We start from the raw sequence: 20,805 nt of genomic DNA on the forward strand, positions 1-20,805 counted from the left end.
TCTTCACCCCCCGATCATGCTGAACGTAGCGCACGTGCATCGGCGATTCGCACAGGTGCATGCGGTAAACGACATCTCGTTTCATGTCACGGCCGGCGAGATCTTCGCCCTCCTTGGCCCCAACGGCGCCGGCAAGTCCACCCTGCTGCGCATGCTGGCGGGCATCACGTACCCGGACAGCGGCCGCATCGAGTGGCAGCAGGAGGGCGGCGCCGTGTCGCGCCTGCCCGCCCGACAGATCGGCTACCTGCCGGAGGAACGCGGGTTGTACCAGGACCAGCCGCTCGTCACCGTGCTCGAGTACTTCGGCACGCTGCGCGGCATGACCCGCGCCGACGCCCGCGCATCCGCCACGGCGTGGCTCGAGCGGCTCGAGCTGGGTGGTCGGCTCAAGGACAAGGTGGGCACCCTCTCCAAGGGGAACCAGCAGAAGGTGCAGTTCGCCGCGGCCGTGCTGCACCGGCCGCGCTTCGTGATCCTCGACGAGCCCTTCAGCGGACTCGACCCGCTCAATCAGGAGCTGTTCCTGTCGCTGGTGCGGGGGCTGCGCGATGAGGGCATGACCGTGCTCTTCAGCGCCCACCAGATGGCCCTCGTGGAACGGCTCGCCGATCGCCTGTTCGTCATGCAGCACGGCAGGGAGGTCCTGTACGGCACCATCCCCGACGTGCGCGAGCGCTGGGGAGGCGGTCGGAAGGTCGTGCTGCATGCCACGCAGGTGACTGCCGAGGCGGTGCAGCGCGTACGGGCGCACCCGGCGGCCACGGGGATCGCGGTGCGCGATGACGGCACCCTCGAAATCACCCTGGGAGCGTCGTCACCGGTGGGCGAATTGCTGGCGCATTGCGCCCAGCTGTTCACGATCGTGGATGTGCGCACCGAGCAGCCCACGTTGCATGAGGTGTACATCAACACGGTGGGTGCCGTCTCGGCGCCGGTCCCCGTGCTGGCGGAGGTGGCATGAGCACCGTGCATGGCGGGGAACCGTCGCGTTGGCAGCAGGTGCGCCGCATTGCCCGCTGGGAGTTCAACCGGTTCGTGAAATGGCGCCAGCAGGTCATCGGCATCGTTGTCATGGTGGTGGTAGGCACCGCCTCGGTCGTGCTCACCAAGCTGGTGAGGGAGGCCAAGACCGACGCCACCACGGTGGCCGTCGTGAACGGGGCCGCCCTCGGCTTCTCGCTGCCCGTGGTGGACGACGTGGTCTGGCTCTCCGATCGCTACGCCACCGAGCAGGCGGCGCGCGACGCCGTTGCCGCCGACTCGGTGGGTGGTGTGCTGCTCGTGCGCAGCGCCCAGGCGGCGGAGATCGTGGTTCGCAAGCGCGCGGCATGGACCAGCGCCGTGGAAACGGCGCTCACCACGGCGCGTCAGGGGGCCGCCTTCGCCGCGTTGCCCATCACCGACGTGCAGCGGGCGTCGCTCCTCGCTCCCTTCTCCGTCTCCGTCTCCACGGTGGCGCGCCGCGAGGGGGGCAGCGAAGCGTCCAGCCTGATGATGACGGGCAGCATTCTGGCGTTCGGCATGCTGGTCCTCTTCAACGGCTTCGCCTCCCTCTTCACCGGCATTACCGGGGAGAAGCAGCAGCGGATTACCGAACAGATCATTGCCATCGTGCCGCCGCAAACCTGGATGGACGGCAAGATTCTCGGGCTGGTCAGCGCGGCGCTGGTGGGCACCCTGCTGTTTGGCCTCACCAGCCTCGTGTTGCTGGCCACGCTGCCGCGACTCCTGGGCTCCGGTAGCTTCCCCATGCCGGCCATCTCGGGCGACCCTGCCACGGTGACGGTGGTTGGGCTCGTCACGCTGCTCGGCATCATCATGTGGTTCTCATTCATGGCGGCCATCGCCGCCACCATCGACGACCCCAATTCGTCACCGCGCTCCTCCCTGCTGCTGGTGCCCATCCTGCCGCTGGGGCTCGCCTTCAGCCTGCTCTCGCGCCCCGATACGGTCGTGGCCCAGGTCCTGTCGGTCTTTCCGCTCACGAGCATGGCGGTGCTTCCCGTGCGGCTGCTGCTTACCAGCGTGCCGTGGTGGGAGCCTGCACTCGCCGTGGTGCTCCTCGCCCTGGCGGCGTGGGCCTTTCGTCGTGCGGCGGGAACGATTTTCGCGCTCGGGATACTTCTACACGGCAAGGAACCCACGCTCGCGGAAACCTGGCGGTGGCTTCGCCACACACGCTGACTTGTACCGGGGGGTGCCCATGGATTCCGTGAGTCACGCGCGGCGGCAGCCGGTGGCGCCATGACCACGCCCTGGTCGCCACGTGCCGCGCGTAGCGGCGCAGTGGTTGGCTTGGGCACCCTGCTGCTGGCCGTCGGCGCCATCCCACTGACGGCCCAGCGGGCGCCGCAGCGGGTGCTTCCTCGTCGTGGCGCTGCGGCGGCGGCCCCGGTCCCCATCGTGTTCGTCCACGGCAACGGCGACCACGCCGGCTTGTGGGACAACACCATCTGGCGCTTCGAAAGCAACGGCTATCCGCGCGACCGGCTCTTCGCCGTGGACCTCCCCCACCCATCGGCGGCCAGCACCCCGACGGCCCGCGAAAGCAACCGCAGCACCCCCGACGATCAGGCCGCCGCCCTCGCCGCGTTCGTGACCCGCGTGCTGTTGCGAACCGGCGCCTCCACGGTCGCATTGGTGGGCAGTTCGCGGGGCGGACTCACCATACGACACTATGTACGCTTCGGCGGCGGCGCGGCGCACGTATCCCACGTGATCACCGGCGGTACGCCCAATCATGGCGTCATGGCGCTGGCCACCATGACGCCCGAGAGTGAATTCAACGGCCTGTCCCCGTACCTGCGCGCCCTCAATGCCGGCAGCGAGGTGGTGGCCGGTGTGCGCTTCCTCGCGCTGCGCAGCGACTCGCTCGACAAGTACGCCCAGCCCACGGGCGCCGCCATGGGGGCCCCCACCATGGCCACCGGGGTGGATGCGCGTTCGCCCGCGCTCGCCGGCGCCACCAACGTGGTGCTGCCCGGGACCGACCATCGGGAAGTGGCCTTTGGGGCGGCCGCCTTTGCCGCCCAGTACCGCTTCCTTGTGGGTCGGCCACCGCGCACGGTCGCCATTGTGCCGGACAGTCTGGTGGTCCTCGATGGCATGGTCAGCGCCCATGCCAACGGTCAGCCCACCAACCTGCCGCTCGCGCGGGCCGTGGTCACGGTGCACGAGGTGGATGCGGCCAGCGGGGTGCGCACGCGCGTGGCCGTGCACCGCGCCGTCACGCGCGATGACGGCCGTTGGGGGCCGTTTCGCGCCAGCGCCACGGCCCGCTACGAGTTCGAGGTGGCCATGCCCGACAGCAGCGTCGTGCTGCACCTGTACCGCAGCGGGTTTCCCCGCTCGAGCGCCGTGGTGAACTTCCGTCTGCCCGCACCAGCGGCGTCGCGTCGTGACAGCGTGAGTGTGCTCATCACGCGGCCGCGCGGGTACCTGGGCGCCTCGCGCGACACGGTACGCTTCGATGGGGTCCCGGCGGCGGGCATCGCCCCGGGGGTTCCCACCGTAGACCGCGCGCTCCGCTGGTTCACCGCCGACACGGCCCGCACTGTGCGCGCCTCGGTCAACGGCGAGACCATCGTGGTGCGCACACACCCGCAGGACCGGCGCCGCCTGGTGGTGGCGGAGTTCCAGCAGGAATGATCCAGCCCCGGGGCATGGTGCGCGGTCTCGCCGCGCCGGCGGCCCGCCCGTGACCGCATCGCGACCACTCGCCGTCGTGACCGGCGCCACGGCGGGCATCGGACACGTCTTCGCGCAGCGACTGGCTGCCGCGGGACACGACCTGCTGCTCGTGGCGCGTGACCACGCGCGGCTCGAGGCGGTGTGCGCCGCCCTTGCGGCCGCGCACGGTGTCGCGGCGGAGCCGTTCGTCGCCGACCTTTCGCAAGACCGCGACATCAGCCGGCTCGCCGACCGCCTGCGGACCGAATCACGGTTGGCCTGTCTCGTGAGCAACGCCGGCTTCGGAACGCGCGGCACGCTGCTCACCGCCGACCCGGAGACGCAGCGGCAGATGCTGCGCCTGCATGTGATGTGCACGCACGAGCTGGTGAGCGCCGCGCTGCCCGGCATGACCGAGCGGCGCACCGGGACGGTCATCGTGGTGGCCAGTGTGGCCAGCTGGTCGCCCACCGCCGGCAACGTGAACTACAACGCCACCAAGGCGTACCAGCGTGTCTACTGCGAGGCGGCGGCCACGGAACTCGAAGGGAGCGGCGTGTACATCCAGGCGCTGTGCCCGGGCTTCACGTACACGGAGTTCCACGACCGACTGGGGAGCGGGCGCACCGGCCCTCCCAGATGGGCGTGGTTGTCGGCCGACCGCGTGGTGGACGAGAGCCTGGCGCAGGCGCGCGCGCGTGGCGCCGTGGTCTGTGTGCCCAGCAAGCGCTTCAAGTGCATCGTCTTCCTGCTCAAGCACGCCATGTGGGTGCTGGGGGGGCTGCGGCAGCGCTATCGGCGTGACCGTCTCCGCGTGCAATAGCGGCGCCCGGTTGCTGGCGGGGAGCCGTGGCAATCACGCATGCACGGCGATTCTTTTCGGGATGCGACGATTCTATCCCCTGGGGCTGGTGCTGCTGGCCCTGTTCGAGATGGCCAATGTGTACTTCATCATGCCGCTGCCGGGCAGCCAGCGCATGCGCAGCCTCGACGTGGCGTACCTGCTGTGGTCGGCCCGATGGGTGGTGCGCGGTATCGCCGGCACCCTGCTCGCCCTCGGCGCCCTGGCGCTGCTGCGCGAACGCGCCTCGCGCCGCTGGTGGGGGCTCGCGCCGCTCACGCTGCTGGTGGGCACCCTCGCCTGGTACGTGAACGGCCGCATGGCGGCCGACCAGATCTTCCGGCAACCCACCGCGGTGCGCATGGCCAGTGCTGCTGCCAACGAGGTGGCGCTCGATCGCCTCGTGGTGGGCGTGGTGGTGAACGGCGAAGCGCGCGCGTATCCGCTGCAGTTCATCGGCTACCATCATCACCTGCGCGACCGGGTGGGTGGGCAGGACGTGCTCGTCACGTACTGCACCGTCTGCCGCACGGGGCGGGTCTTCTCGCCCTTCGTGGGCACCGAGGAGCAGACGTTTCGTCTGGTGGGCATGGACCACTTCAACGCCATGCTCGAGGATGCGCGCACCGGCAGTTGGTGGCGCCAGGCCAACGGCGAAGCCGTGGTGGGCCCGCGCAAGGGGACGGTGCTCCCGGAGATTCCCAGTCGCCAGGTGACGCTCGCCCGCTGGCTGTCGCTGTATCCGGCCAGTCTCATCATGCAGGCGGACAGCGCCTTCCTGAGCGAATACGCCAAGGACTATGCCTACGAGCGCGGCACCAGTCGCAAGAAGCTCACCGGCACCGATACCAGCTCCTGGGGCGAGAAGAGCTGGGTGGTGGGCATTACCATCGGCACGCAGAGTCGCGCCTACGATTGGAATCATCTCGAGCGCACGAAGGCCATCAACGATGTGCTCGACGGCACGCCGCTGGTGATCGCGCTGGCCAGCGACAGCCTCAGCTTCTTCGCGTTCGAGCGCCCCAGTGCCGCCATCCGGTTCCGTGTGGAACACGATTCGCTCGTCACCGGAGAGGGCCACGCGCGACGGGCGTACGCCTTCAACGGACAGGGGACGAGCGACACGCTCACGGCGCTGGTGGCGAGTCAGGAGTTCTGGCACAGCTGGCGTACCTTCCAGCCGGCCACCAGCCGCTATCCGGCAGCGTCGGGGACGATCACGGTGCGCACCGGCGCGCGGTGCTGCTCGAGGGCGTCGAGCACGGCGTTGATGGCGTCGGCGTCGAGCGCCACGCGGTTGGTGACCACGTCGTCCAGCACGAGCGCGCCGCGGGCCGCCATCGCGGTCAGCTCCTCGAGTTCACCCAGCAGGTGATCGTTGGAACCGATGAGCTCCGCCTCGCGGCCAATCAGATCACGGTAGCTGTCGATGGGTACCGGCACATCGTTGAGCCCCACCACGACGGCGCGCCCCAACGGGGCCACGCTCTTGAGGGCGAGCAGCACGGTGTCGCCATGGCCCACCAACTCCACCGCCACATCCACGCCGCGTCCCTCGGTGAGGGCGCGTACGGCCTCCGCCCCCGCCGCGGGACCAAGCCCACGCACATCGAGTGGCACCGCCCCCAGCCGTTGGGCCAGCGCCAGCTTGTCGGGGTCGCGATCGGCGGCAATGACCCGTGACGCGCCCAGCTGGTGCGCGATCTGAATGGCCGACATGCCCAGACCACCGGCCCCCACCACCAGCACCGTGTCGCCCGGGGTGCATCGGGCCTTGCGCAGCGCATGCAGGGAGGTGGACGATGAGCACATCATCACGGCGCCATGGTCGTAGGGCACCGTGGCGGGCAAGCGCACGGCATTGCGTGCCGGCACGGCGATGTACTCGGCCCACCCGCCGTCGGTGAAGTGGCCCAGCATGAGTCCCGTGGGGCAGAACTGCTCCCGGCCGGCCACGCAGTGCGGACACTGCCCGCAGATCACCAGGTAGTGCAGACACACTCGATCCCCCACGGCACGGTCGTGCACCGCGCTCCCCACCGCCACGATGTCGCCCGCCACCTCGTGGCCGAGCGTGAGGGGCAAGGGCTCCACCCGCGAGCGTCCGGCGCGGTAGTGCACGTCGGAGTGGCAGATGCCGGCGGCGCGCACGCGCACCAGTACGTCGTGTGGGCCAACCGAGGGGACGGCCACCTCCTGCAGCTCGACGGGGTGGCCGGGGCGCACGAGTCGCACGGCCCGCATGCGCGCCGGCATGGCGCTGGGGAGGGGCACGCGCTTACGCCGCCGGCTTGGGGTCGCGGCCCTGCCAGAGGTTGGCGGTGCCCAGCTCCTCACGTCCACACAGCTTGAGGTAGCAGAAGAGCTGCGTGCGGTACGCCGCGTAGTTGGCAAGCACCAGCGTCACGAAGTGCAGGCCGCGCGACATGGGGCCGCCGAACAGCTGGATGGTGCCGCGCATGTCCTCGTCGCTCATGGCGGCCAACTGCTCGGCGTACATCGCCGGCTGCGTGGCGAGCATCGCGTCGAGACCTGCCAGGTCGGCCTGATCGGCCGCCGCCTGCGCCGCCCCCCACGCCGCCCGGTCGAACGTACCCGTCTTGATGGCGGTGGTGAGCACCGGCCCCTGCACCACGAGGTAGCGCACCACCTCGATGCTGCTGCGCTGCTTCGGCGTGGGGCGGTAGTGCACCGCGTCGGCGTCGATCTTGGTGAGGAGATGGCGCAGCACCTGCACTTCGTGCGTGAGGGCGCCAAGGAGTTCGTCTTTGGTGAGGACCATGGAATGGGTCGGGGAGAGGAAAGGTATGACTGGGGCTGTGCCAATCCTCCAAGCTAGCGCGACCGCGCCGCCTTCGGGCATGGGCGCCCCACCGCACCACGGGCCATACGGAAGGCCCGCACCGCCATCGCTACGTCGCGAAATCCGCCGGCATGCGGGTCTCGCCGTGGGCCAGCGCCAGGCGCGCGAAGGCCTACCGACGCAGGACCGCCAGGGTATCGGCGTGCACCGGCGCGCCGGTGAAGTGTGCTACCTCCACGGCGTCCACGATGGCCGCCAGATCGATGGGCCCGTAGCAGTGCGGATACAGGTCGTCGCTGGGGGGCTTGGGCGCGTGGGACGGCAGCGGTGCCGGTGGTTCGTAGCGGAGCGGCGCGGTGAGTTGCCGGGGATCGATGACCAGCACCACCAGGTCGGGCACGCCGGCGAAGTAGGCCTGCACCGTGGGCAATACCTGGTGCGCCTGCGAAAGGTGGATGAACCCCTCGTGCCGGAGACTGTCCGCGCGATAGACGCCCGCTGCGCGTGCGTGCTGCAGCGCGGTGCGCGAGCAGATGTGAAAAACGGCACGGTCGCTGGCAATCGTCATGCGCCTGGGTGTGCAGGAGGGAAGCCGCTCGTCCCCTGCCCCGGGGACGACGCGGCATCGAAATGGTACGCCGACAAGGTAGCGGGATCGCGCGCCGTGCTCTTCCCGTTTCACCGGCGCGCGGCGCGCGGCGCGCGGCGCGTACCCGTTCCCTTGAAGGCGCGTTGTGCCGGATGCATCCTTGACCGCATGAAAGACCTCGCCTCGCTGTCCACCGAGACGCTCACGGCCATGAAGGCGCGTCTTACCAACTGGATCGTGTACATCGGCGTCATCGACGCGGTCGTGGTGGGAGTCTTCGTGTGGATCGTCGTCACACGGCCCACCACCCCAATCGTGGCGCTCATTCCGGTGCTGCTGCTGCCGGGCATTGCCCTGGTCCCGTTCGTGCTCCGTGCCGGCGCCGTACGCCGCGAACTGGAGCGCCGTCGGCGCAGCTGACGCGCTACTTGCCGCCCTGTGCCTTCCACCGCGCGTACGCGTCCGGAAGGCAGGTGGCGCAGGGGCGGTACCCGGCGGCGACCGCCGCGGCTTCGTCGGCAAAAAAGACCCGCTGCTGTTCGTAGCTGCGGCCGGTGCCCAGCGCCCGCCGCGCCGCCTTGCAGTCGAGGCGGCCGTACACGCGCGTCTTCCGGTGTCCACCCAGCGTACCGGGGGTTGGGCTGGCCACCGTGCTGCCGTCGGCACCAACGAGGCGATAGAGCTTGGGCTGGGTCATCGCCACAATGTAGCGGCACGGTCGTCACGCCCATAACGCGCACGGTAAGTTGCGCTGCATGATGTGCCTTTCGTCCTGCCTGCCAACCGTGCGGCGCCTGCCGGCCGCTCTGCTGCTCGCCCTGGCCGCGTGCGGCGGGGACACGCCGCCGGATGCCGCCCACCGGGGTGCGGCCGCGGCGTCCGGTACCCCCGGTGCGCCCCGCATTCCCCCGCCGTCGCTCGAACCGGAGCGCAGCCCCGACAGCTACCGCGTGCGTTTCGAAACCAGCAAGGGGGCGTTCGTGGTGCAGGTGAAGCGCTCACTCGCGCCGCGCGGCGCCGATCGCTTTCACGAGCTGGTGCGCATTGGCTACTTCACCGGCGTGCGCTTCTTTCGCCTGGTGCCCAACTTCGTGGTGCAGTTCGGCATTCACGGCGATCCGGCCGTGAACAACCTGTGGGACACGGCGGCCATCCCCGACGATCCCATCCGCTCCAGCAACGCCGACAGCACCATCGCCTTTGCCGCGAGCGGCGCCAATACGCGCGCCACCCAACTGTTCATCAACACCGGCAACAACGCCCGCAAGCTCGACGGGCAGCGCGTGTTCTCACCCTTCGGCACGGTCGTGGAAGGGATGGCGGTGGTGCGCGCGCTCAACGCCGAGTACGGCGAGGAACCCAACCCCGCGCGCATCGTGCGCCAGGGGAACGGCTATCTGCAGAAGTGGTTTCCGGCGCTCGATTCCATCGCGACGGCGGTCATCGAGCCGACGGTGCCTACCGGCGACCCACCAGTTCGCGCCCCACGCGAATGAGGCTGTCGGTCTGCGCCGTGGCCCCCATGAGCAGCAGCCCCCGATAGCCGCGCGAAATGCGGTCCCGCAGCGTGGCGGCATTGGCGGTCATCATGCTGGGCATCCCGGCCTTCTGCGCCACCTCACGCACCCGCTGACAGGCCGCCTCCGCGTCGGGCGCCTTGTCGCGACCGCCCATGGCCATGGTGAGGCTGCCAATGCCGCACGACAGCAGGCTGTAGCCGGGCACGGCCGCCATGGCTTCCATCTCCGAGACGGCGCCGGGATCCTCGATCATGAGCATCGCCACCACGGTGCCCGACGGATTGGCCGGTGACCACACATTGGCGCCCGCCTCCTTGAAAAACCCGGCCGCCAGGCGCGCTTCGGCCGCCGTGCGCACATGGGGAATGACCACCCCGTCGGCGCCGGCCGCCAGAATGGCCTTCACCCGCGCCCGCGTGCTGTCGGCGCCAGCCGCCTCAATGGTGGGAATGCGCACCAGCAGAGTGGGACGTGCTCCGGCGGGGTGCCGGGCCAATCCGGCCACCATGTGCTTCACGGCGGTCATGTCGAACTGTCCCTCGAGATTGAGGAACAGGTAGTCGAGCAGCGGGTTGGCGCCCAGGGTGTGCGCCCCCTGTTCGGTGTACAGCGGCGGCAGCCGGTTGCCGGCCGCGTCGGTGGCGTTGGGCGCGCGTTCGCTGGGCACGAAAATGCCGAACGCCGACCCGCCCTGTTTCCAGAGCGGCAGGGCGGCGGTGCGCGTGGGCTGCGCGTGGAGGGCGGTGGGCGATGCCCCCGCGCCCAACAGGACGAACAGGGCGGCGGCCGCCGCGGAGCGTGCGTGAGCGATCATGGTCCGGTCTCCACCGGCGTATCAGGTTGGCTGCCCCACTCGGTCCAGCTGCCGTCGTACAGCGCCGTGTGCGAGGCCCCCACCACGTCGAGGCCAAGCAGGACCGCGCAGGCGGTTATGCCGGTGCCGCAACTCGCGGTAATGGGCGCCTCGAGATTCACACCAGCCTGCGCGAAGGTGTCGCGCAGCGCCGCGGGCGATTTCATGGTACCGTCGGCGTTCACCAGGCTGGCATAGTGCACATTCCGGGCGCCGGGCATGTGCCCACCGCGCACCCCGGCGCGAGGTTCCGCTTCGGTACCCGTAAAGCGCCCGGCCGACCGGGCATCCACCACCTGCGCGTCACGCGCGGCGATCAGGGCGCGCATGGCCGTGAGATCGCGCCAGCGGGTGCGGTCGAAGCGGGGGGTAAAGGTGGCGGGCGGATAGTGTCCGGGGGCGGTGGCAACCGGGCGCCCCTCGCGCTGCCAGGCCACCAACCCGCCATCGAGCACCGCCACCTGCGCCTGCCCCATGGTGCGCAGCATCCACCAGAGACGCGGTGCGCTGAAGTTCTGCCCCGAACCATCATACACGATCACCGCGTGCTCGTCGCCGATGCCCAGCGCCCCCAATCGTGCCGCCAGCACCTCCGGCGCCGGGAGGGTGTGCGGAAACGGGGCGGTCTCGTCGGCCAGCAGGTCGAGGTCGGCAAACACCGCGCCCGGGATATGCGCCGCCTTGTACTCGAGCCGGCCGTTGCGCCCCATGGCGGGCAGGTACCAGCTGGCGTCAATAAGACGCAGCGCTGGGCGATCGAAATGCTCGGCGAGCCAACTCGTGCTGACGAGCGGTGAGGGAAGGCGCAGCACGATGGTCGAACTCCGAGGTCACAAGGTGGCAGGACGCCTGATGGCGGGGAATCGGGAACGTCGTTCCCACGTGGGAACAATCTGACACGAAACGCTGTGTCTCGCGCAAATCCGACAATACCTATCGGCAATTTGCGCTTCGCGTCATTCCGCCGGTCCTCCTGATGCCCTTCGCTCCCCGCAACCCCCGCCGCGTCCCCCTGATCGTGGCGACGCTGCTCACCATACCGTTTGCCCGCGGTGCTGCCCAGTCCCTGATCGTGGGCATTCCCAATGCCGAAGCCACCCCGAAAGGCGCGTGGTTCTTCACGCATGAAAGCCAGATCGAGCGCGGAAAGCGCAATGCCTGGAATACCTTTCAGTTCCTTACCTACGGCGCGGGACACCTGGGCAAGAGGCTGCTTCCTGGGGGATTCGACACCGAGATCGCCCTGTCGTTCGTCAACTTCGGTCGCCCGGCCACCGGCAATCGCACCATCGCGGCGGGCTTCAAGTCGGTCTACGAGCTCCCCTCCGGACGGGGGAAGGCGTGGCAGGTGCGCGGCACCGTGGGCGCCCTCGTTCCGGTCTCGCTCGATGGCGGCGGCGCCGGCAGCTGGATCTTCTCGTCGGGCAGTGTGCGACTGCCCCAGCTCCAGACACGCCTGACCGCTGGCCCCACCTACGGCACCCCGCAGCTGTTCGGCAAGGAAAAGCTGGGCATGATGGCGGGCATCGAGCAACCGCTGGGAGGAGTGTTTCGCCGCCGCGTGAGCCTGGTGGCCGACTGGTACTCGGGGCGGCACGATCTGGCGGCGGCAATTCCCGCCATCCAGTTCAATTTGCCCCGCGAATGGATCTTCATTACGGGGTACAAGCTCCCCAACCGCGGTGCGGCCACGGAGCGCGCGCTCGTGCTCGAGGTTGCCGGCATTCTGGCCCGGCCCCGCGCGGCTCCCGGCGCGCACTGAGCTCCGCACCGCACTCCCCTCGCCCGCCTTTGCCGCACCGCCGCCATGTCCCGTCGAGTCCTCCTGTTGGGTGCCACTGGTACGATCGGTCGGGCCACGGCGCGGGCGCTGGTGCGCCGCGGTCACGAGGTGGTGTGCGTCGTGCGGCCAAAGCGGCGCGCCGTGCCGGACATTCCGGGCACCATGGTACGCACCGGCGATGTGACCAGCCCCACCAGCCTGGCGCGCGAGGTCTTTCGCGGGGAGCGATTCGATGCGGTCGTCAGCTGTCTCGCGTCGCGCACCGGTGGGCCCGTCGACGCGTGGGCCGTTGACCACCAGGCGCATCTGCACGTGCTCGAGGCCGCGAAGACGGCCGGCGTGACGCACTTCGTGCTGCTGTCGGCCATCTGTGTGCAGAAACCGCTCCTCGTGTTTCAGCACGCCAAGCTGGCCTTCGAAGCGGCGCTCATGGGGTCGGGGCTCACCTGGTCGATCGTGCGCCCCACCGCCTTCTTCAAAAGCCTCTCGGGGCAGGTGAAGCGCGTGCAGCAGGGCAAGCCCTTCCTGCTCTTCGACGATGGCACGCGCACCGCCTGCAAGCCCATCAGCGACGACGACGTGGCCGAGTATCTCGCCACCTGCCTCAGCGATGCGTCGCGCGCGAACCGCATTCTGCCCATCGGCGGACCAGGGCCGGCCATCACCCTGCGCGAACAGGGCGAACTGCTCTTCCGCGTGGCCGGCAAGCCACCGCGCTTCACCAGCGTGCCGGTGACGCTCTTCGATGTGATTGCCGGGGTGCTTGGCGCGCTGGGCGCCGTGATTCCGCCGCTCCGCGACAAGGCCGAGTTTGCGCGCATCGGCCGCTACTACGCCACCGAATCCATGCTGCTGTGGGATCCGGTGGCACAGCGCTACGATGCCGACGCCACGCCGTCGTTCGGCACTGACACCCTCGAGGCGCACTACGCGCGCCTGCTGCGCGGCGAGGTGGCCGACGACCGCGGCGAGCACGCGGTGTTCTGACCCGTGCCGGATTCGCGTCAGCCCACCGTCGCCATGCGGAAGCGCCGACTCGCCTGCTCGTAGGCGTGGGCCAAGGCAAACAGCTTCGCGTCGCTGCCGGGCAGTCCCACGAAACTCAGGTTGCCCGCCGGCAGCCCGTCGGCCCCATAGCCGGCCGGCACCGAGATCTCCGGCAGTCCCAGCCAGTTGCCGTAGCCCAGCGGCGTGCGCACGTCGGGCCACGGGGACGTGGCTTCGGGGGCCTTGAAGGGCATGGTGGGATAGACCATGGCGTCGATGCGCCGTCCGGCCATGCTGCGGGCCAGTGCAGCCACAACGGTCTCGCGTGACGCGAGAAAGCTCACCGAGGCCGCATCGCGCTCGTAGGGCACCTTCGTGAGCGGTGCCAAGTCGCTCCACTCCGTGGGCAGCACGTCGTAAAAGGCGCGGTACGCGGCGAGCCCGCGCTGCATGGCGATCGTGGCGTTCACCCCCTGCCGCTCGAAGTAGCGCCGCAGCGCGTTGGCGGTGGCGCCCGGCGCATTGGCGTTGGGGGGCACATCGCCCCGTGCGGTGGCCGCCGCCGCGAACTGCTCGCGATAGTTGGTGCGATCCACGGCCGGCACGAACGCCTCGACAATGCCACCGGCCTTCGCGCAGTCGGCCAGGGCGTTGTCGAACACCGCAAGACACTCGGCCGTCATTTGCGCCCGCGGGGCATGCACCTCCACCACGCCAAGCCGCGCCCCGCGCAGCGCGTTGGCATCGAGCGTACCCAGCGTGCCGCGCTGCCAGCGCGCCCGCAGCGACAGCCCATCGCCGCCCTCGTGGCCTGCCAGCACATCGAGCATGAGGGCGGCATCGGCCACCGTACGGGCCAGCGGCCCATGCGTGTCGAGCACCGGCCAGGTGGGAATGACACCCGTCCGCGGCACCAGCCCGAAGGTGGGCTTCACCCCCACCACACCGGTGAACTGCGCCGGAATGCGATTGGAGCCGCCGTCGTCGGTGCCCAGCGCGCAGAACGCCATGCCGCAGGCCACGGCCACGGCCGAGCCGGCACTCGACCCGCCGGGGGTGATGCGCCCGGCGGCATCATGCGGGTTGCGCACCTGTCCGGTCGCGCTGGCGGTGCCGTTGCCGCGGTAGGCGAAGTCGTCGGCGGCCGTCTTGCCCAGCAGCACGGCGCCGGCCGCGCGCAGCCGCTCCACTTCAATGGCATCACGCGCTACGGCGGTGGGAAACAGCCGCACCCACTCGGCGCTCGACGCCGTCGTGGCCAGCCCCCGCATATCGTAGATCGACTTGGCAAAGAGCGGCACGCCGTCGAGCGGGCCCCGCAGCGCGCGCCGCCGCAGGCGGTCGTCGGAGGCGCGCGCTTCGGCCAGCGCCGTCTCGGCGAGCAGGTCGATGGCGCGGAGCTGTGCGCCGAGTGTGCGGCAGCGCGCCAGTGCCAGCGTGGTGACCTCCACGGCGGAGTACTCGCCACGCAACCGTCCCGCCTGGTACAGGGCAATGGTTCCACCCAGCGGATCGTCGGCGGGCGCGGAGCGCTCGGCGGCAGGCCGCCACGCCCCGCGGGCGGCGAATGGCACGGCAAAGAGGGCGCTGAGTTGAGCCAGCGCGTCACGACGCGACAGAGACATGCGGGGAAAACTACTCCTCGTTCCAGGGGCGCGTTTCGAGGCGCAGCACGGCGCGGATCCCCGGCTGCGTGTCCTGCACCACCGGCACGGCAAAGGTCCAGCTGCCGGGGATCGGCGACGCCGCCACGGCGTCGTGCTGCACCGCATTGGGCGCCGCGCTGTCCCACCCATAGCGCAGCGACCAGCGGCCATCGTCGCCGAAGGTGGCCTCCAGGTTCACCTTGTCGCGGAAGAGGAATCCGCCGTCGTAGTGATCGCGCGTCCAGAACGGCGTGCCGTCGATCTGGTACTCCGGCACCTGTACGCCTACGTCGAGGCTGAAGCCCAGCGTGGGACGGGCCAGGTCCACCCGGGCCTGATTGGAGAGGAAGGCGCTGGCCAGATGCAGTGGCCGCCGTCCCTTGACGTGGCGGTCGTAATCCACGAGGACCGCCGACCCTTCGTTGGTGGTCCGGCGGTGCAGGTCCCACCGCGCGCCGCGTACCCGGGCGATCACGTCAATGTGATAGTCGGCGCGAATGGCGTGCCCCGCATCCTTCTCGCGCTGCACCGCTGCCGGCAACGTGAGCGTCTCGATGTCGAGAAAGACGTCCATGCGCACGTTGCCAAAGAGAAAGCGGCGCAGGTTCTGGTAGCCGTCCTCGGAATTGACGATGCCATAGTGCCCCGAGTGCGAGCGGTGCACGAAGGCGCGCGGGGCATCGGCCACATAGGCGTTGGGGATGCGCACGAGGCCATCGCTCATGGGCCCCACCGCGAGGCGCGCGAGGCCGTAATCGTCGTGGTTGGTGCCCACGAGGCTGAAGAAGCGTTCCTCGGGAAAGGCCCCGTCGAGCGAGTTGACCGGTGTGTCGGGCGCGAGTCGCAGGTACTCGCGCATGCGCCCCTCGTTGAATACGTCCGACTGATTGATGCCGAACCCCGGCACATTGCCGATCCCGCGCAGGTCGATGCCGCCGTGCGGCGTGGCATAGGTGAACACCTTGTCGATGCGCGCGTCGTGGCGTGACAGCTGCTGCAGCAGACAGCGGCAGATGAGCCCCCCCATCGAGTGCGCCACCAGATACACGCGAAAGGCCGACGATCGGGCGCCGTGCCGCGCGCGGTCCCCGGGGACGTAGCGATCGTGCAGCTGGTCGATGAGTTCGAGCAGCCCCCGCGCATAGGTCTCGATGTCGTGGCGTGTGCCGCTGCCCAGCTCCTTCGACGCGTCCTCGTAGTAGCGATAGATCCACACGGCACGTGCCTTGGGCACGGCATGGGCCGGCAGTTCGGTGCCGTCCACGAAGCTGTCGCCGTACCCCTCGTCCTTCATGAGCCGCACGAGGGGCGACTCGAAGACGTGGCGCACGACGCGCCGCGGGTACTGCTGCCGCAGCTTTGTGGAGCCCACGTTGAAGCCCATGTACGGATCGGCCACCGTGTGCTCCACCTCGCCGCTGGTCATGGCGTAGCCACGCACGTAGATGATGGGGAAGTACGGACGCTCCAACGGCATGGGGCAGCTCCTCGGCGGGCGTGGTGCGGGGCTCTGAACACACGGGAGTCCCGGCACAACTTGCAGCGCCGACGGCATTCCTGCCGCGTGAATCGCGGGCGGCGTGGCCGCATGTTCAGGCGGCAACGGTCATCGCCGGGTGCAGTCGGTGCCGGTGCGCGCGAGGGCGGGGCGCCCGTCGACGGTGAATACCGAGAGCGCACCCGGAGGGCGTTCCGGAGCCAACGGATTAAATTTCGGGGCTGTGCCCGACGGGCACCCGGTCAGGTGCCCCTCCTCGTTACCCGAATCATCCTGTGGCCAACATTCTCCAGCGTCTCCCCGTGGGCGAAAAGGTGGGGATCGCCTTTTCCGGCGGTCTCGATACCAGCGCCGCGCTTCATTGGATGCGCGAAAAGGGCGCCGTGCCCTACGCGTACACTGCCAATCTCGGCCAGCCCGACGAGTCGGATTACGAGGAGATCCCGCGCAAGGCCATGGCCTACGGCGCGGAGCAGGCGCGGCTCATCGAGTGCCGCGCGCAGCTGGTGGCCGAAGGGCTGGCCGCCCTGCAGTGCGGGGCGTTCCACATCAGCACGGCCGGACAGACGTACTTCAACACAACGCCGCTCGGCCGCGCCGTGACGGGCACCATGCTGGTGGCCGCCATGCGCGAAGACGATGTGAACATCTGGGGCGACGGCAGCACCTTCAAGGGCAACGACATCGAGCGCTTCTACCGCTACGGGTTGCTCACGAACCCCCATCTGCGCGTGTACAAGCCGTGGCTCGACCAGCAGTTCATCGACGAACTGGGTGGGCGCACCGAGATGGCGGAGTACCTCATCAAGAGCGGCTTCGAATACAAGATGTCGGTGGAAAAGGCGTACTCCACCGACTCCAACATCCTGGGCGCGACGCACGAGGCCAAGGACCTCGAGTTCCTGAACAAGGGGATGCACATCGTGCAGCCCATCATGGGCGTGGCCTTCTGGAAGGACGAGGTGGCGATCGCCCGCGAGACCGTGTCGATCCGCTTCGAAGAGGGCTATCCGGTGGCCCTCAATGGCCGGGAGTTCGGCAGCGCGCTCGAGCTCTTCACCGAAGCCAACGCGATCGGCGGCCGCCACGGGCTGGGCATGACCGACCAGATCGAGAACCGCATCATCGAGGCAAAGAGCCGCGGCATTTACGAGGCCCCGGGGCTGGCGCTGCTGTTCATCGCGTACGAGCGCCTGGTCACGGGGATTCACAACGAAGACACCATCGAGCAGTACCGCATCAACGGCAAGAAGCTGGGGCGCCTGCTGTATCAGGGGCGCTGGCTCGACCCGCAGAGCCTCATGCTGCGCGAGAGCGCGCAGCGGTGGGTGGCCCGCGCCGTGACCGGTGAGGTAACCATCGAGCTGCGTCGCGGCAACGACTACAGCATCATGGACACGACGAGCCCCAACCTTACCTACAAGCCGGAGCGGCTGACGATGGAGAAGGGGCAGGAGTACTTCTCGCCCCTCGATCGCATCGGGCAGCTGACCATGCGCAACCTCGACATCGTGGATACGCGCGACAAGTTGGCGATCTACACCGGGGCGGGGCTGCTGCAGAGCAATGCGGCGAATGGGGTGCCGCAGTTGCCGGCCGGCGCGGATTGATGGACGACGGGGCGGTCTCCTGCGGAGACCGCCCCGTTTTGGTTGACAAGGGAGGACTCAGGGGACAGGGGGTCAGGGAGCGGGAAGCAGGGGGCACCAACGCGTCGTTGCCCCTGCCGCCTTCCCCCTGACCCCCTGCCCCCTGCGTCCTCCCCTGTCATGAACTCCTCCGAATATCACGACGCCATGTACGACAGGAACGCCCCCTGCGGATCCTGCACCACCATGATGCGGCCGTAGGGTGAGGCAATGGGGCCGGCCACCTGCTTGCCGCCGTGTTTCGCCCACACCGTGTCGGCGCGCTCGAGATCGGCCACGGCGAAGTACGGCATCCAGTGGGGCGGGATCCCCTCCCACTGCGCATCCATCTGCAGCACGCCGCACACCGCCTCGCCGCCGCTCGTCGGATGCAGCGTGCGGTACACCACGCCGGGCATGTCCATCATGTGCACGTCGAGATCGAACACCGCGGCGTAGAACGCGGCGTTCGTCGCGCCATCGCGGCAGTTCACTTCGCTCCAGCACATGGCGCCGTGTTCGCCCTCCACCTGTGCGCCGCCGAACGGGTCGGCCTGCCAGAGACCGAAGACGGCGCCGTCGGGATCGATCGCAATGGCCATGTGCCCGTTGCCGGGGATGTGCATGGGCGGCACCATCATCGAACCGCCGTGCGCCACGATCCGCTCCACCGAGGCACTGATGTCGGCCGTGCCCCAGTACACGGTCCACACGGTGGGCATCTGGTCCTGCCCGGGCATCTTGGGCGCGAGCGCCGCGGTCGCGCGGCCGGCGGCGTTGAAGGCCATGGTGTAATGCCCCAGTTCGGGGCCGCCATCCAGGTAGCTCCACCCGAACAGCTCACCGTACAGCGCCTTGGCCGCGGTGAGGTCCGAGGTGGACAGATCGAACCAGCAGGGGCGGTTCACGAGCGGCGCGTCGACGTTGGGCATGGTGGGGAGGTCGGTGAGAGGGCCGTGGCGGGTGCTCCGTAAGACTACGGTGTGGTGACGCGGGTTGCTTCAGGGGGGGCTGGGCGGGCTTTTGAAAGTCGTCGGTGGTCCACAGAGCACGCCCGCGAAACCCACGTCGCGGCCGAGCCTGTCATCTCAACCAGCACACCCAGTTGCGCGAATTCCCACCGAGGGGTGTATTCCTCTTCCTTCCTCTCCTCCTCCCGCAGTTCCCACCGAATCAGGAGTCGTCATGATGCGGATCGTACCCGCCGCCCTGCTGGCCATTGCTGCTGCCTCGTCCGTCGCGCACGCGCAGGACAACGAGAAGTCCATGGCGGTGAAAGGCGGAATTCAGATGAAGGGCTGGATGGGCGTGGTCGACGCCAAGGAAGCCAAGGCTGGCCTGACCGTGGACAGCGCCAAGTTCGTGGGCATGGGCGCCGGCATGCACGCCACCACGGGGCCGGCCATCACCTACTGGAACCCCGGCATGAAGGGCACCGGCGATTACACGGTGAAGGCCACCTTCTCCGAGCGCGAGTACATGGGGCTCAACAACCACCCGCATCCGTACGGCATCGTGATGGGCGGGAACGACATGGGCACCGAGAACGCCAACTACCTGTACTGTGCCGCCTACGGCAACGGCAACTTCATCGTGCGCGGCTTCGGCCCGGCGCCGTTCCAGCTCAACGGCCCGCGCGGTGGCACGCACCCGGCGGTCAACAAGGCCGAAGCCAAGGGGAAGCCGGTCACGCAGGAAATCGCGTTGCAGGTGAAGGGGGACAAGGTCTCCTGCCTCATCAACGGCCAGGAAGTGGCGAGCTATCCCAAGAGCGACGTGGTGGGCGCGGGCAAGCTGAAGAGCACCGACGGGGTGGTGGGCTTCCGCATGGGGCACAACACCGACGCGCACATCGCCGGATTCGCCGTGACCAAGACGCCCTGAGCGGATGCGTATCGCCGTGGTTGGCGCCGGCGCGGTGGGGGGCGTGTTTGGCGCCCGACTCGCCGCCGCCGGCCACGACGTGATGTTCCTCGCGCGCGGCGCCACGCTGGCGGCGCTGCGCGCGCGGGGGCTGCACCTCGAGAGCGTGCACGGCGACGTGCAGCTGCCCGTGGTGCACGCCACCAACGATCCCGCGGGTGTGGGGCCGGTGGATCTGGTGCTGGTGGGCGTGAAGGCCACGCAGGTGGCGGCCGTGGCGCCCACCCTGGCGCCGCTGCTGGGGCCCGCCACCGCGGTGATCCCCCTCCAGAACGGCGTCGAGGCCAGCGTTCAGCTGGCGGCGGCGCTGGGGCCCGACCACATCCTCGAGGGGTTGTGCCGGGTCATCGCCGAGCAGGTGGCGCCCGGGCACATTCGCCATATGGCGGTCACCCCCCTGCTGGAGTTCGGCGCGCGCGCGGGGCACCCCCCGGCGCCGGCGGTAGCCGCCGCCATTCCCGCCATCGCCGAGGCGGTGCGCGGGGCCGGTCTCCAGGCGCTGGTCCCGGCGGACATGGCGGTGGCGCTCTGGGAGAAATTCCTCTTCATCGAACCCATTGGCGTGGTGTGCGCCGCGACCGGTGAATCGTTCGGCCCCGTACGAACCGTGCCGGAGACGCGCGAGCTGGTAGACCGGGCGCTGGATGAAGTCATCGCCGTGGGGCAGGCCGTGGGTGTGACGTGGCCAGCCGATGCCAAGCGCACGGTGTGGCAGCGCTACGATGGTTTGCCGCCGCACGAACGCACGAGCATGGCGCGCGATCTGCTGGCGCGGCGCCCCAGCGAGTTCGAGGCACAGACCGCGGCGGTCGGGCGCCTTGGGCGCGAATTCGGCGTGCCCACCCCCGTGCACGACGTGCTCGCTGCCGTGCTGCGCCCGCGCGTGGCGGTCGCGATCTAGTCCGCGCCTGCGCGGGGCGCGTTTCCTGTAACGCGCGTATTCAACGGGAGTTGCAGCATCTTCGGCACCTGCTGCGTACATTTCCATTGACTCCCCACACGCGGCGCGATCTGGCCGTGACTGTGGGGCCGTGTCATGTGTCTGTGTTCCATCCACACCGG

At 69.3% G+C, this 20,805-nt stretch carries 20 protein-coding genes and 1 pseudogene; 12 read left to right on the plus strand and 9 right to left on the minus strand.

Annotation, left to right across the window (positions count from 1 at the left end; genetic code table 11):
* Positions 1-16: 16 nt before the first annotated feature.
* The 5 genes and pseudogenes from LW840_RS06565 to LW840_RS06585 all read left to right on the plus strand — a co-directional run.
* The gene (locus LW840_RS06565; protein ID WP_291260568.1) at positions 17-964 is read left to right on the plus strand and encodes an ATP-binding cassette domain-containing protein; all 948 of its coding nucleotides are present in this window, start codon (positions 17-19) and stop codon (positions 962-964) included.
* Positions 961-2,187 (plus strand): ABC transporter permease, encoded by a 1,227-nt coding sequence (locus tag LW840_RS06570; RefSeq protein WP_291266890.1) that lies wholly within the window; start codon positions 961-963, stop codon positions 2,185-2,187. Before LW840_RS06565 ends, LW840_RS06570 begins: the two co-directional genes overlap by 4 nt.
* Before the next feature lie 60 nt (positions 2,188-2,247).
* Positions 2,248-3,651: an alpha/beta fold hydrolase gene (locus tag LW840_RS06575; protein WP_291266891.1), complete on the plus strand. Its 1,404-nt coding sequence runs from the start codon at positions 2,248-2,250 to the stop codon at positions 3,649-3,651.
* A 49-nt stretch (positions 3,652-3,700) separates the two neighbouring features.
* Positions 3,701-4,495: an SDR family NAD(P)-dependent oxidoreductase gene (locus tag LW840_RS06580; protein ID WP_291260565.1), complete on the plus strand. Its 795-nt coding sequence runs from the start codon at positions 3,701-3,703 to the stop codon at positions 4,493-4,495.
* Positions 4,496-4,874: 379 nt separating this feature from the next.
* Positions 4,875-5,690: pseudogene (locus LW840_RS06585) on the plus strand (DUF3179 domain-containing (seleno)protein); the annotation flags it as partial.
* A 17-nt stretch (positions 5,691-5,707) separates the two neighbouring features.
* Here LW840_RS06585 and LW840_RS06590 read toward each other — a convergent pair.
* From LW840_RS06590 to LW840_RS06600, 3 genes are all read right to left on the minus strand, one after another.
* Entirely contained in the window at positions 5,708-6,787 is a 1,080-nt protein-coding gene (locus LW840_RS06590) for a zinc-binding dehydrogenase (RefSeq protein WP_291260564.1), read from the minus strand.
* A gap of 4 nt (positions 6,788-6,791) precedes the next feature.
* Positions 6,792-7,295, minus strand: a complete 504-nt coding sequence (locus tag LW840_RS06595; RefSeq protein WP_291260563.1) for a hypothetical protein — start codon at positions 7,293-7,295, stop codon at positions 6,792-6,794.
* Positions 7,296-7,488: 193 nt separating this feature from the next.
* Positions 7,489-7,884 (minus strand): DUF952 domain-containing protein, encoded by a 396-nt coding sequence (locus LW840_RS06600; protein ID WP_291266893.1) that lies wholly within the window; start codon positions 7,882-7,884, stop codon positions 7,489-7,491.
* 189 nt (positions 7,885-8,073) lie between these two features.
* Here LW840_RS06600 and LW840_RS06605 point away from each other — a divergent pair, with 189 nt between their 5' ends.
* Complete coding sequence (locus tag LW840_RS06605; RefSeq protein WP_291260561.1) at positions 8,074-8,325, plus strand: hypothetical protein; 252 nt, start codon at positions 8,074-8,076, stop codon at positions 8,323-8,325.
* 4 nt (positions 8,326-8,329) lie between these two features.
* Here the strand turns inward: LW840_RS06605 and LW840_RS06610 are convergent, their stop codons facing one another.
* Positions 8,330-8,602 carry an Ada metal-binding domain-containing protein gene (locus LW840_RS06610; protein ID WP_291260560.1) on the minus strand — a complete coding sequence of 91 codons (273 nt, stop codon included), beginning with the start codon at positions 8,600-8,602 and terminating at the stop codon, positions 8,330-8,332.
* 58 nt (positions 8,603-8,660) lie between these two features.
* Here LW840_RS06610 and LW840_RS06615 point away from each other — a divergent pair, with 58 nt between their 5' ends.
* Entirely contained in the window at positions 8,661-9,401 is a 741-nt protein-coding gene (locus tag LW840_RS06615; protein ID WP_291273963.1) for a peptidylprolyl isomerase, read from the plus strand.
* Here LW840_RS06615 and LW840_RS06620 read toward each other — a convergent pair.
* Both LW840_RS06620 and sseA read right to left on the minus strand, forming a co-directional pair.
* A complete protein-coding gene (locus LW840_RS06620) occupies positions 9,364-10,239 on the minus strand; it encodes an aldolase/citrate lyase family protein (RefSeq protein WP_291266895.1) in 876 nt (291 codons plus the stop codon). The genes LW840_RS06615 and LW840_RS06620 overlap by 38 nt on opposite strands.
* Positions 10,236-11,090, minus strand: coding sequence for a 3-mercaptopyruvate sulfurtransferase (gene sseA, locus LW840_RS06625; RefSeq protein ID WP_291276665.1), 855 nt, complete (start codon positions 11,088-11,090; stop codon positions 10,236-10,238). Before sseA ends, LW840_RS06620 begins: the two co-directional genes overlap by 4 nt.
* A 164-nt stretch (positions 11,091-11,254) precedes the next feature.
* On the opposite strand from sseA, the gene LW840_RS06630 reads away from it, so the two are divergent.
* Both LW840_RS06630 and LW840_RS06635 read left to right on the plus strand, forming a co-directional pair.
* Positions 11,255-12,040 carry a hypothetical protein gene (locus LW840_RS06630; protein WP_291266896.1) on the plus strand — a complete coding sequence of 262 codons (786 nt, stop codon included), beginning with the start codon at positions 11,255-11,257 and terminating at the stop codon, positions 12,038-12,040.
* A 45-nt stretch (positions 12,041-12,085) separates the two neighbouring features.
* Positions 12,086-13,048: an NAD(P)H-binding protein gene (locus LW840_RS06635; RefSeq protein ID WP_291276666.1), complete on the plus strand. Its 963-nt coding sequence runs from the start codon at positions 12,086-12,088 to the stop codon at positions 13,046-13,048.
* Positions 13,049-13,065: 17 nt separating this feature from the next.
* Here the strand turns inward: LW840_RS06635 and LW840_RS06640 are convergent, their stop codons facing one another.
* A complete protein-coding gene (locus LW840_RS06640; RefSeq protein WP_291273369.1) occupies positions 13,066-14,673 on the minus strand; it encodes an amidase in 1,608 nt (535 codons plus the stop codon).
* A gap of 10 nt (positions 14,674-14,683) precedes the next feature.
* Positions 14,684-16,171 carry a hypothetical protein gene (locus LW840_RS06645; RefSeq protein WP_291276667.1) on the minus strand — a complete coding sequence of 496 codons (1,488 nt, stop codon included), beginning with the start codon at positions 16,169-16,171 and terminating at the stop codon, positions 14,684-14,686.
* A gap of 296 nt (positions 16,172-16,467) precedes the next feature.
* On the opposite strand from LW840_RS06645, the gene argG reads away from it, so the two are divergent.
* The gene (gene argG, locus LW840_RS06650; RefSeq protein WP_291268263.1) at positions 16,468-17,802 is read left to right on the plus strand and encodes an argininosuccinate synthase; all 1,335 of its coding nucleotides are present in this window, start codon (positions 16,468-16,470) and stop codon (positions 17,800-17,802) included.
* 176 nt (positions 17,803-17,978) lie between these two features.
* Here the strand turns inward: argG and LW840_RS06655 are convergent, their stop codons facing one another.
* On the minus strand, positions 17,979-18,752 hold the full coding sequence (locus LW840_RS06655) for a VOC family protein (RefSeq protein WP_291260551.1): 774 nt from the start codon (positions 18,750-18,752) through the stop codon (positions 17,979-17,981).
* A 253-nt stretch (positions 18,753-19,005) separates the two neighbouring features.
* Here LW840_RS06655 and LW840_RS06660 point away from each other — a divergent pair, with 253 nt between their 5' ends.
* Both LW840_RS06660 and LW840_RS06665 read left to right on the plus strand, forming a co-directional pair.
* Positions 19,006-19,704 carry a hypothetical protein gene (locus LW840_RS06660; protein ID WP_291268262.1) on the plus strand — a complete coding sequence of 233 codons (699 nt, stop codon included), beginning with the start codon at positions 19,006-19,008 and terminating at the stop codon, positions 19,702-19,704.
* Positions 19,705-19,708: 4 nt separating this feature from the next.
* A complete protein-coding gene (locus LW840_RS06665) occupies positions 19,709-20,644 on the plus strand; it encodes a 2-dehydropantoate 2-reductase (RefSeq protein ID WP_291276668.1) in 936 nt (311 codons plus the stop codon).
* Positions 20,645-20,805: the final 161 nt, after the last annotated feature.

Origin of the sequence: Gemmatimonas sp., assembly GCF_021298855.1 — a bacterium.
Classification (GTDB): domain Bacteria; phylum Gemmatimonadota; class Gemmatimonadetes; order Gemmatimonadales; family Gemmatimonadaceae; genus Gemmatimonas.

Bases quoted from the DNA above. Each gene is read 5' to 3' on its own strand.
- LW840_RS06565 (WP_291260568.1), top strand. From the start codon at position 17: ATGCTGAACGTAGCGCACGTGCATCGGCGATTCGCACAGGTGCATGCG.
- LW840_RS06570 (WP_291266890.1), top strand. From the start codon at position 961: ATGAGCACCGTGCATGGCGGGGAACCGTCGCGTTGGCAGCAGGTGCGC.
- LW840_RS06575 (WP_291266891.1), top strand. From the start codon at position 2,248: ATGACCACGCCCTGGTCGCCACGTGCCGCGCGTAGCGGCGCAGTGGTT.
- LW840_RS06595 (WP_291260563.1), bottom strand. From the start codon at position 7,295: ATGGTCCTCACCAAAGACGAACTCCTTGGCGCCCTCACGCACGAAGTG.
- LW840_RS06600 (WP_291266893.1), bottom strand. From the start codon at position 7,884: ATGACGATTGCCAGCGACCGTGCCGTTTTTCACATCTGCTCGCGCACC.
- LW840_RS06605 (WP_291260561.1), top strand. From the start codon at position 8,074: ATGAAAGACCTCGCCTCGCTGTCCACCGAGACGCTCACGGCCATGAAG.
- LW840_RS06610 (WP_291260560.1), bottom strand. From the start codon at position 8,602: ATGACCCAGCCCAAGCTCTATCGCCTCGTTGGTGCCGACGGCAGCACG.
- LW840_RS06615 (WP_291273963.1), top strand. From the start codon at position 8,661: ATGATGTGCCTTTCGTCCTGCCTGCCAACCGTGCGGCGCCTGCCGGCC.
- LW840_RS06620 (WP_291266895.1), bottom strand. From the start codon at position 10,239: ATGATCGCTCACGCACGCTCCGCGGCGGCCGCCGCCCTGTTCGTCCTG.
- LW840_RS06630 (WP_291266896.1), top strand. From the start codon at position 11,255: ATGCCCTTCGCTCCCCGCAACCCCCGCCGCGTCCCCCTGATCGTGGCG.
- LW840_RS06635 (WP_291276666.1), top strand. From the start codon at position 12,086: ATGTCCCGTCGAGTCCTCCTGTTGGGTGCCACTGGTACGATCGGTCGG.
- LW840_RS06640 (WP_291273369.1), bottom strand. From the start codon at position 14,673: ATGTCTCTGTCGCGTCGTGACGCGCTGGCTCAACTCAGCGCCCTCTTT.
- LW840_RS06645 (WP_291276667.1), bottom strand. From the start codon at position 16,171: ATGCCGTTGGAGCGTCCGTACTTCCCCATCATCTACGTGCGTGGCTAC.
- LW840_RS06655 (WP_291260551.1), bottom strand. From the start codon at position 18,752: ATGCCCAACGTCGACGCGCCGCTCGTGAACCGCCCCTGCTGGTTCGAT.
- LW840_RS06660 (WP_291268262.1), top strand. From the start codon at position 19,006: ATGATGCGGATCGTACCCGCCGCCCTGCTGGCCATTGCTGCTGCCTCG.
- LW840_RS06665 (WP_291276668.1), top strand. From the start codon at position 19,709: ATGCGTATCGCCGTGGTTGGCGCCGGCGCGGTGGGGGGCGTGTTTGGC.